Origin of the sequence: Thiohalophilus sp., assembly GCF_031581315.1 — a bacterium.
Classification (GTDB): domain Bacteria; phylum Pseudomonadota; class Gammaproteobacteria; order UBA6429; family Thiohalophilaceae; genus Thiohalophilus.
Map to the genome: position 1 here is coordinate 7,853 of NZ_JAVLAZ010000022.1, position 10,238 is coordinate 18,090.

Below are 10,238 nucleotides of genomic sequence, written 5' to 3' on the forward strand. Positions count from 1 at the left end.
GGCGGGCGAACCGGACAAGGCAGTGGGGGGGATATGTTTGCGGTTACGGGGCCTCGCAATCGTGGCAGGCCAGCTCATTGCGGGCGGCGTTCACCCGGTTGAGCAGGTTCAGGTAAACGGCCGCATCCTGTCGGCTGTCCAGCGGGCCTTCCATTCCGGCCGGTGTTTCAATGCACCAGCCCTCGCCACACTGGACCATCGCTGGGGCTTCACGTTTGACGTGTTTCATCGGACACCTCCCGACAGGCTCATCTTGCTACACGAGTTGGACACCATTCCGGGCAAAACCTCCCAATATGTTGGGGCTGCCTGGAGACCTTACCGGTAATCATAGCGCTCTGATAAAGGAAATGTGAATAAATTCACAAATTGTCACATTTCCGTTTTTTGGGTAAGGGAATAATTTCCCACGCTGATTCTATTAATCGAGCTTTATAGACAGGAGTTCCCACTTTTTAAAAAATTGCCTATAGATAGTGGTTTTTTATTTGAAATATATTTCAGGTGGGATTGATATGCCTAATCGGCCCCATCTTTTGAGTAAAGGGGGCGCATCGCTGTCATCAAGCTTTTGAAAAGCTGTTTATTGTGGGACTCCTCCTGCGCCAGCAGTTGCTTCATGTGATCCCGCTCCGTGGGCATGGCGAAGCAGGCGGGACAGGAGTCGGGAATGACCGGCAGGATTCGCTGGTTGGCAAAGTCGGCGGTCTGCCGTTCGCGGCTATAGACCAGCGGGCGGATGATGCGCACATCGCCTTCGCGGTTGGTATAGCAGGCCTTCATGGTGCGCAGCTGGCCGCCGCGAAAAGCCGACATCAGAAAGCTTTCGGCCAGGTCATCCAGATGCTGGGCCAGGGCCAGCACGTTGTACCCCTCGCGCCGGCAGGTGGCGTACATAATGCCGCGTTTGATGCGCGAGCAGTAGGCGCAGAAGGAATCGTTCTTCATCTGGCTTTTGGCGTTCTCGGCAATCGGCTGGCTTTCGAAGAAATAGGGAATGCCCAGTTGCGCCAGATAATCCTTGAGCGTTTCGGGATGGAAGCCCTCGATCTGCGGGTCCACGGTCAGGGCGCCCAGCTCGAACCGGATCGGGGCATGGCGCTGCAGATGCCGCAGAATATGCAACAGCGACAGAGAATCCTTGCCGCCGGAGAGTCCGAGGAGAACCCGGTCACCCTCACGGATCATGTCAAAATCGGCAATCGCCCGCCCCACCGGCCGCAGGATCGCCTTGGGCACCTTCAGCAGTGGCGCAGCGTCGCCACGGTAGTCTTCGGTAATTGGTGAGCTTTTGGCCATAACCCTGGCAGTGTACCCCGTGTTTGCCGGTATCACCATTATGTAGGTCGTGTTCGCGGGATTCCGCTACGGCGGGGGCGGGGCAATATGTTATGTTGTCAGAATGCAGGAGCAACCTCCCGAGCCCGAGTTTGAATCTGGCGACAAATCATTGCGGCTGAATCTGGCCCTGGTGATTGCCGCTTATTTTCTGATAGCGGTATTGCTGGAACCGCTGATCGATTTTCTGCTGGTGCCCGATCCCGCGTCGGCCAACCCCTATCAGGTGATGGCGCTGGCTGATGAAAAGAAACTTCTGACCGGCTATGTCTATAGCATCTGGCGTATGCTGCCGATTCTGTTTTTCCTCTGGTATGGCTGGCGTATTATTGCCTCGCTGCGTGTCCCGCCAGCCGGTACGCGATCGCCATTTACTGTTCGGGTATTGAAGAGCAAGTATGCACGCATGTTCGGTATGCTGCTGATACTGGTCGCATTATTGCTGTTATATCGCGAACTGCTCACCCTGATCAGACTGACAACCTGAGCGAATACACTTGAATTGTTCGCCCGCGGGTTTCCATGAAACCGGTTAACCCGCGCTGCAATGCGCATAATCATGCGGTTTTCGCGCTTCTACCCTGTCAGCATCCATACCATTATCACGGGAAATAGGCGGATGAGGCTGTTTCTGGTATAATCCTTGGCTCTTTATCCGCGTATTCCCCGATTTTTCACGCATATCAGTTAATTAATAACGGCTAAAAGAAATTAGTTATGAGTCAATTTGAAGAAGCTTTAAAACAACGCATCCTCGTTCTGGACGGCGCCATGGGCAGCCTTATCCAGACCTATAAACTCGAAGAAAAAGACTATCGCGGCGATCGTTTCGCCGACTGGCAATCCGATGTCAAAGGCAATAACGATCTGTTGTCACTGACCCAGCCCAAGATTGTTCGCGATATTCACACCGCCTATCTCGAAGCCGGTGCCGACATTGTCGAGACCAACACCTTTAATGCCAACTCCATTTCCATGGCAGACTATCACATGGAAGAGTTGTCCTACGAGATGAACAAGGCCTCCGCCGAAGTGGCGCGCGAAGCCTGTGAAGCGGTGGCAACGGCCGAGAAGCCGCGTTTCGTCGCCGGTGTATTGGGGCCAACCAATCGTACCGCGAGTATCTCGCCGGACGTGAACAACCCGGGCTTCCGTAACGTTAACTTCGATCAGCTGGTCGAGTCCTATACCGAAGCGCTGGGCGGCCTGGTCGATGGCGGTGTGGATCTGATTCTGGTGGAAACCATTTTCGATACGCTCAACGCCAAGGCGGCGCTGTTTGCCATCGACAGTTATTTTGTCGACAAGGAAGACAAGCGTCTGCCGGTGATGATCTCCGGGACCATTACCGATGCCTCCGGCCGTACTCTGTCGGGCCAGACTGTCGAGGCGTTTTATAACTCGCTGCGTCACATCAAGCCGATCAGCTTCGGCTTCAACTGTGCCCTGGGTGCCGGTGAATTACGCCAGCATATTGAAGAGCTGAGCGGCATTGCGACCTGTCACGTTAATGCCCATCCCAACGCCGGACTGCCCAACGAGTTCGGTGAGTACGACGAATCACCCGAAGAGATGGCCGGGCAGATCGAGGAGTGGGCCAAGAGCGGTTTCCTGAATATCATCGGCGGCTGTTGCGGTACTACACCGGGACACATCCAGGCGATTGCCGAAGCCGTGGCCCCCTACGAGCCGCGCAAGTTGCCTGAAGATAATCACACCACCCGCCTGAGTGGCCTGGAACCCTGCAACATCGACAAGGACTCGCTGTTCGTCAACGTCGGCGAGCGCACCAACGTCACCGGTTCGGCCAAGTTCAAACGCCTGATCCTCGAAGAGCAGTACGACACAGCACTGGATGTGGCGCGCGAGCAGGTGGAAAACGGCGCCCAGATCATCGACGTCAACATGGATGAAGGCATGCTCGATGGCGAGAATGCCATGGTGACCTTCCTCAACCTGATTGCCAGCGAGCCGGACATCTCCCGCGTGCCGGTGATGATCGACTCCTCCAAGTGGCACATCATCGAGGCCGGCCTCAAATGTGTTCAGGGCAAGGGCGTGGTCAACTCCATCTCGATGAAAGAAGGCGAGGAAGAGTTTATTCGCCAGGCTGAACTGTGCCGCCGTTACGGTGCCGCCGTGGTGGTCATGGCCTTCGATGAAACCGGCCAGGCCGACACCAAGGAGCGCAAGGTCGAAATCTGTTCGCGTGCCTACAAGATCCTCACCGAACAGGTCGGTTTGCCGCCGGAAGATATTATCTTCGATCCGAATATCTTTGCGATTGCCACCGGTATCGAGGAACACAACAACTACGGTGTTGACTTTATCGAGGCGGTTCGCGAGATCAAGGCTAACCTGCCCTACGCACTGATCAGTGGCGGTGTCTCCAACGTCTCGTTCTCGTTCCGCGGTAACAATCCGGTGCGCGAGGCCATTCACGCCGTGTTCCTGTATCACGCCATCAAGGCGGGCATGGATATGGGTATCGTCAATGCCGGTCAGCTGGCCGTGTATGACGATCTGCCCGAAGAGTTGCGTGAGGCCGTCGAAGACGTAGTACTCAATCGCCGCGATGATTCCACCGAGCGCCTGCTGGACCTGGCCGACAAGTACAAGGGCGACGGCAGCAGCGCCAAGAAGGAAGAAGATCTGGAATGGCGCAGCTGGCCGGTCGCCAAGCGACTGGAACACGCGCTGGTCAAGGGTATCGACGCTTATGTGGATGAAGATACCGAAGAGGCGCGTCAGGCATTCAACAAGCCGCTGGAAGTGATCGAAGGCCCGCTGATGGACGGTATGAACGTCGTCGGCGATCTGTTCGGTGACGGCAAGATGTTCCTGCCCCAGGTGGTCAAATCGGCGCGTGTTATGAAAAAGGCCGTGGCCTACCTGTTCCCCTTCATCGAAGCGGAGAAAGAAGAGGGCGCCAAGGCCGATGCCAAGATCCTGATGGCCACCGTGAAGGGTGACGTGCATGACATCGGCAAGAATATCGTTGGCGTGGTGCTGCAGTGTAACAACTTTGAAGTGGTCGACATGGGTGTCATGGTGCCGGCCAACGACATTCTCAAAAAAGCCAAAGAAGAGAACGTCGATATCGTTGGTCTGTCCGGCCTGATTACCCCGTCGCTGGACGAGATGGTGCACATGGCCAAAGAGATGGAACGTAACGGCTTTGATGTTCCGCTGATGATCGGTGGTGCCACCACCTCCAAGGCGCATACCGCGGTGAAGATCGAGCAGCACTATCATGCCCCGACCGTGTGGGTGAAAGACGCCTCGCGGGCCGTGGGCGTGGCGCAGAATCTGATCAGCGAACTGCATCGGGAAAAATTCGTTACCGAATTGCGCGCCGAGTATGACAAGGTTCGTGAGAACCATGCCGGGCGTCGCGCCAAGACCAACTGGGTAACGCTGGAAAAGGCACGGGCCAACAAGACCAAGATCGACTGGTCCGACTATACCCCGCCGGTTCCCGAACAGCCGGGTATCCAGGTATTCGACGATATGCCGCTGGAATTCCTGCGCCCGTACATCGACTGGACGCCGTTCTTCCATACCTGGGAGATGAAAGGCTCCTATCCCAAGATTCTGGATGATCCGGACAAGGGTCCCGAGGCGAAGAAACTGTTAAAAGATGCGCAGCAGATGCTGGATCAGATCATCGAGGAGCGCTGGCTCAAGGCCAAGGCCATCGTCGGTCTGTGGCCGGCCAACAGCGTCAATGATGACGATATCGAGGTCTACGAAGATGATTCACGCAAGAAAGTGAAAATGACCCTGAATCATCTGCGTCAGCAGACCCAGCGTCCGCCGGGCAAACCCAACCGCTGTCTGGCCGATTTTGTCGCGCCCAAAGACAGTGGCAAGCCTGATTATATCGGCGGTTTTGTCGTGACTACCGGACTGGGCATCGACGAGCATATCGAGCGCTTCGAAAAAGAGAACGACGATTATCGTTCGATCATGCTCAAGGCCCTGGCCGACCGTCTGGCGGAAGCCTTTGCCGAGCACATGCACGATCGCATGCGGCATATCAACTGGGGTTACGAGCCCAATGGCTGGACGCCGGATTACGGTCTGAAGAGCGAAAACTTCGACAGCGACAAGCTGGTGCGCGAAGAGTACCAGGGGATCCGTCCGGCGCCCGGCTATCCGGCCTGCCCGGAACATACCGAGAAGCTGAAGCTGTGGGAACTGCTGGATGCCGAGACCCATACCGGCGTCAAGCTGACCGACTCCATGGCCATGTGGCCGGCGGCGGCGGTCAGTGGCTGGTACTTCAGTCACCCCGAGTCCAGCTATTTCGGGGTCGGCAAGATCAACCGCGATCAGGTCGAGGACTACGCCAAACGCAAGGGTATGTCCGTGGCCGAAGTCGAACGCTGGCTGGGACAAAGCCTCGGCTATGACGCCGACTGAACGGGATAGACATTCCCGTCATACTAAAAGCCAGCGCAGCGATGCGCTGGCTTTTTTTATGGGAACAGGAGACTATTTTGTCGTATGACACCGGCTATTGAAATTGCCCGCAAGGCAAGGATCCGCTTTACGATACATGAATACACGCATGACCCCGCTGCCGAATCCTACGGCCTGGAAGCCGTCGAACAGCTGGGTGTGGAACCGGCCCGGGTATTCAAGACCCTGCTGGTCTCACTGCTGGGAAGCGGGTCGATGCTGGCCGTCGGAATTGTCCCGGTCGACAAACAGCTTGATCTGAAATCCATGGCGGCAGCCGCCGGAGCCAAAAAAGCGCGGCTGGCCGATTCCTGGGAAGCGGAACGGGTCACGGGGTATGTTCTGGGAGGAATCAGTCCCCTGGGGCAAAAGAAGCGCCTGTTAACTATCCTGGATGAAACGGTGATGAATTATGAGACGATCTATGTCAGCGCCGGGCGGCGGGGGCTGGAAATCGAATTATGGCCGGTGGATCTGCGCCGGCTAACCGACGGAACGCTTGCAGCCATCGCTCGTTAAGTGTGTTCGGCAAAACGCGGTCGGTTAGGGAAATAACTGGCAAGTATGGTATTTTAGCCACCGGATCAAACTACAAACAGCGGTCGATGGGAATTGTAACGAAATTCAGACGGGAAGTTAACGTTGCGCTCTCCAAGCTCTGTCGTCGCAAAACGACGGTCAATTATCTTGGTATGAAGCTGCAGGTGCCGTTGATTTATGGGATGGGTCGCGGTTACCTGACCACGGGCGAAATGTGGATGTCCCACTGCATAGAATTGCTGACGGGCCTGAAGCCGGGCGCGGTGCTGGATATTGGCGGTAACGTGGGTGTCTTCCTGGTCAAGCTGAGAGTTATCGATCAGCACCGGCAATATTTTGGTTTTGAACCCAACCCGGTGTGCAATTTCTACGTGCAGGAACTGATTCGTTTGAATGGTTTTGAAAACAGCCGTTTTTATCCTGTGGCCATTTCAAATGAAAACTCCATGCGCACACTGTATGCCAGGAAACTGGGGGAAAAACGCGCTTCCATGCATAAATTCATGCGCGAGCATGAAAAACTGGGTTATTCGTTTGAAATGGTGACCGTGCAGGGAGAGGAGTTTATTCGACGCCTGCCGCTGTCGGAAATTTCCCTGATCAAAATTGACGTCGAAGGGGCCGAGTTTGAGGTGGTCGATGGCATCAAGGGAATTCTCAAAGATTACCGGCCGTTTGTTTTCTGTGAAGTATTGAACCTGAATAGTGATGTTGGTGAGTACGAAGAACGTAAAAAGCGCATTGATTCGATAATCAACATTCTTCACGAGCTCGACTATAATATTGTCGCTTTCAAAACTGAGGGCGGGGTTACTGTGTTGAACAAGGCCGAAGAGTTCAACAAGGACTACCAGGACGATTATATATTCTCCCCCTCCGAATTGACGGAAAAAATACTCGAGACCCGGGGCATTCTGTCCTGAATCACAGTGCTGGAATTTCTCCGTAATTGGCGTGAAAAGCGCATACTCAGGCATTCGCCATATACCGATACGGACTGGCAACAGGCGTTGTCGCGTCTACCGCTTCTCGATCAATTGAATAAGGACGAGCTGGACAGCCTGAAAAGACTGGCAACGCTGTTTTTGCACGATAAATCCCTCGAAGGGGCCGGTGACCTGGTTGTTACTACCGAACTGAAGCTGGTCATTGCCCTGCAAGCCTGTTTGCCAATTCTGAACCTGGGACTGGACTGGTACGAGGGCTGGGTCTCTGTGGTGATCTATCCTGCCGGTTTTACGCCGGTGCATACTGAAATAGATGAAGTTGGTGTTGTCCATGAAGTGCGCAGCCCCCTGAGCGGCGAGTCGTGGGAGCGAGGGCCAGTGGTGCTGTCAGCCGAGGATTCGATGGGCGGGGGGATCGTAGACGGTCATAACCTGGTCATACATGAGTTTGCTCACAAGCTGGACATGCAAAACGGCGTTGCCAATGGCATGCCGCCGCTGCACCGGGGAATGTCCGCACCACAATGGAGCAAAGCCTTCAGTGCCGCCTATGCGGATCTGCAAAATCGGATTGCGCACGGCAAGTCAGTGAGTATCGATCATTATGCGGCTACGGCGCCGGCGGAGTTTTTTGCTGTGCTGAGTGAGGTCTTTTTCGAGCAGCCCCGGGTTGTTCAACAAACTTACCCGGCAGTGTATCAGCAGCTGACAGAGTTCTACCGGCAAAATCCACTGAATGTATAAACTAGCCTTGTGAATTTCCGATCGATTTGGCGTCATGAGTGTTGCCGCACCTTCCAGAACTCGCCGTGAATACATACTTGTGGGCTCGGCAGCCACATCCCTGTGGCGAGGGTCCGGGAAGGCGAGACATTACCTGATCCCTGTACTGGTATTCGTAAGCCTGTTTAAATAGGCCCGGCAGTAGCATATAGTTGATTATTCACTAGCCGCACAGTAGAGAAGCCTGTCACCATGATCGACGATATCGACCCACTATGGTTGAAAAAAGAGAGCCGCACTACCCTTTCACGCCTGCTACCGCGGCTGGAAGCGGCATTCCGGGAGCAGGTGGACAGCGCCGAGTGGGAGGGTTATCTCGAGCGATTGAAACGGCATTTCCCGCGCCTGTTCGAACGCCTGTATCGACTGTATGGCCATAACTACGATTTCTTTTATCATCTGGAAAATATCCTCAAGTCAACCACGCACATGTGGCTGGAACGTCCTGATGAGCTTCGGGCACTTGATGCTATGCGTGAAGTCAATCGTGAGTGGTATCTTTCCAATCGCATGGTCGGCGCCATGTGTTATGTGGATCTGTTTGCCGGTGATCTGCAACAGTTGCGAGCCCGAATTCCCTACCTGACCGAGTTGGGAATTACCTATCTGCATCTGATGCCGTTATTCAAAATGCCCGAAGGGGATAATGACGGCGGTTATGCTATTAGCAGCTACAGGGAGGTTCATCCTCCACTGGGGAGCATGGATGATCTTCAGGCACTGGCAACCGAGTTGCGCCATCACGGCATCTCGCTGGTGCTGGATTTCATTTTTAATCATACTTCGGATGAGCATGAGTGGGCACAGGCGGCCTTGGCCGGTGATCCGGAACATCAGGCCTATTACCGTATGTATCCCGATCGCGCCCTGCCGGATGCGTATGAGCGCAGTATGGGTGAAATTTTCCCCGAGGATCATCCGGGCGCATTTACCTATCGTAACCGGATAAAAAAATGGGTCTGGACCACATTTAATAACTATCAGTGGGATCTCAATTACGAGAATCCGGTATTGTTTACCCAGATGCTGGAAGAGATGCTGTTTCTTGCCAATCAGGGTGTGGAAATATTACGCCTGGATGCGGTCGCGTTTTTATGGAAGCGGCTGGGGACCGATTGCCAAAATCTGCCAGAAGCCCATTGGGTAATACAGGCGTTTAATGCGATCGTCAGTATTGCGGCACCGGCGATGGTATTCAAGTCCGAGGCGATTGTTCATCCCGACGAAGTAAAAAAATATATCGACGTGGATGAATGTCCTCTCTCCTATCATCCACAGCTTATGGCATTGTTATGGGAGGCACTCGCCACCCGTGATACACGCGCGTTGTTGCGGGCGATGCAGGATGATTTCAACATCCCGACAGGCTGTGCCTGGGTCAATTATGTGCGTAGCCACGATGATATCGGCTGGGCATTTTCCGATGAAGATATTATTGCTTCCGGGTTCGAGCCGGCCGAGCATCGACGTTTTCTGACCGAATTCTATACCGGCCGTTATCAGGGTAGCTTCGCAAGTGGCGCGCCATTCCAGGAAAATAAACAGACCGGTGATGCCCGTATATCCGGAACCTGTGCCTCGCTATGCGGATTAGAAAAAGCGCTGGGGGAAAAAGATGAAAAGGAAATCAACCTGGCTATTCAACGGATCCTTCTGTTGCATGGCGTGATTATCATGCTGGGTGGTATTCCGTTGTTGTACATCGGGGATGAAATAGGAACGTTGAACAATTACGACTACGATCAGGACAGTGCCAAGCTGGGAGATACCCGCTGGCTGCATCGTTCACGCTTCGACTGGGAGCTGGCAGAGAAACGCAGGGATAGTGACTCGGTAACCGGAAGAATATATCAGGGTATTTTACGCCTCATCCAGTTGCGTCAGCAAAACCCGGCATTCAGTCATGCCGAGACTGAATTTACCGATAGTGGTAATGCGCATGTATTGAGCTTCTTTCGCAATAATGGTCAATACAGTGTGTTTGTACTGGCCAATTTCAGTGAACATGAACAGCGCCTGGAGGCCAGACGTTTGCGTTTGCTGGGATTGCGTAAAACCATGGTCGACCTGTTCGGCGGGCATACCATCACGGCGACCCAGGAGCTGATTATGGAGCCATACCAGATACTGGTGTTGTCCAGAGGAGCGTAGTCGGCAGTTTGCAGA

8 protein-coding genes are annotated in these 10,238 nt (G+C 54.3%); 6 read left to right on the plus strand and 2 right to left on the minus strand.

What is annotated here, in order from left to right; genetic code table 11:
- Positions 1-43 precede the first annotated feature (43 nt).
- Entirely contained in the window at positions 44-229 is a 186-nt protein-coding gene (locus tag RI563_RS04855; protein WP_310693225.1) for a hypothetical protein, read from the minus strand.
- 290 nt (positions 230-519) lie between these two features.
- A complete protein-coding gene (locus RI563_RS04860; protein WP_310693226.1) occupies positions 520-1,299 on the minus strand; it encodes a tRNA 2-thiocytidine biosynthesis TtcA family protein in 780 nt (259 codons plus the stop codon).
- 103 nt (positions 1,300-1,402) lie between these two features.
- On the opposite strand from RI563_RS04860, the gene RI563_RS04865 reads away from it, so the two are divergent.
- The 6 genes from RI563_RS04865 (at position 1,403) to RI563_RS04890 (ending at position 10,223) form a co-directional block, all read left to right on the plus strand.
- Positions 1,403-1,825 carry a hypothetical protein gene (locus RI563_RS04865; RefSeq protein WP_310693227.1) on the plus strand — a complete coding sequence of 141 codons (423 nt, stop codon included), beginning with the start codon at positions 1,403-1,405 and terminating at the stop codon, positions 1,823-1,825.
- Positions 1,826-2,055: 230 nt separating this feature from the next.
- Positions 2,056-5,763: a methionine synthase gene (gene metH / locus RI563_RS04870; RefSeq protein WP_310693228.1), complete on the plus strand. Its 3,708-nt coding sequence runs from the start codon at positions 2,056-2,058 to the stop codon at positions 5,761-5,763.
- Positions 5,764-5,847: 84 nt separating this feature from the next.
- Positions 5,848-6,321: a Cys-tRNA(Pro) deacylase gene (ybaK, locus tag RI563_RS04875; RefSeq protein ID WP_310693229.1), complete on the plus strand. Its 474-nt coding sequence runs from the start codon at positions 5,848-5,850 to the stop codon at positions 6,319-6,321.
- The gene (locus RI563_RS04880) at positions 6,264-7,265 is read left to right on the plus strand and encodes an FkbM family methyltransferase (RefSeq protein WP_310693230.1); all 1,002 of its coding nucleotides are present in this window, start codon (positions 6,264-6,266) and stop codon (positions 7,263-7,265) included. The genes ybaK and RI563_RS04880 overlap by 58 nt, the downstream gene beginning before the upstream one ends.
- Positions 7,266-7,271: 6 nt before the next feature.
- Entirely contained in the window at positions 7,272-8,033 is a 762-nt protein-coding gene (locus tag RI563_RS04885) for a zinc-dependent peptidase (RefSeq protein ID WP_310693231.1), read from the plus strand.
- Positions 8,034-8,264: 231 nt separating this feature from the next.
- A complete protein-coding gene (locus tag RI563_RS04890) occupies positions 8,265-10,223 on the plus strand; it encodes an alpha-amylase family protein (protein WP_310693232.1) in 1,959 nt (652 codons plus the stop codon).
- Positions 10,224-10,238: the final 15 nt, after the last annotated feature.

What these genes read in the sequence shown, in the direction of transcription:
- RI563_RS04855 (WP_310693225.1), bottom strand. Translation starts at nt 229, where the DNA reads ATGAAACACGTCAAACGTGAAGCCCCAGCGATGGTCCAGTGTGGCGAG.
- RI563_RS04860 (WP_310693226.1), bottom strand. Translation starts at nt 1,299, where the DNA reads ATGGCCAAAAGCTCACCAATTACCGAAGACTACCGTGGCGACGCTGCG.
- RI563_RS04865 (WP_310693227.1), top strand. Translation starts at nt 1,403, where the DNA reads ATGCAGGAGCAACCTCCCGAGCCCGAGTTTGAATCTGGCGACAAATCA.
- metH (WP_310693228.1), top strand. Translation starts at nt 2,056, where the DNA reads ATGAGTCAATTTGAAGAAGCTTTAAAACAACGCATCCTCGTTCTGGAC.
- ybaK (WP_310693229.1), top strand. Translation starts at nt 5,848, where the DNA reads ATGACACCGGCTATTGAAATTGCCCGCAAGGCAAGGATCCGCTTTACG.
- RI563_RS04880 (WP_310693230.1), top strand. Translation starts at nt 6,264, where the DNA reads ATGGCCGGTGGATCTGCGCCGGCTAACCGACGGAACGCTTGCAGCCAT.
- RI563_RS04890 (WP_310693232.1), top strand. Translation starts at nt 8,265, where the DNA reads ATGATCGACGATATCGACCCACTATGGTTGAAAAAAGAGAGCCGCACT.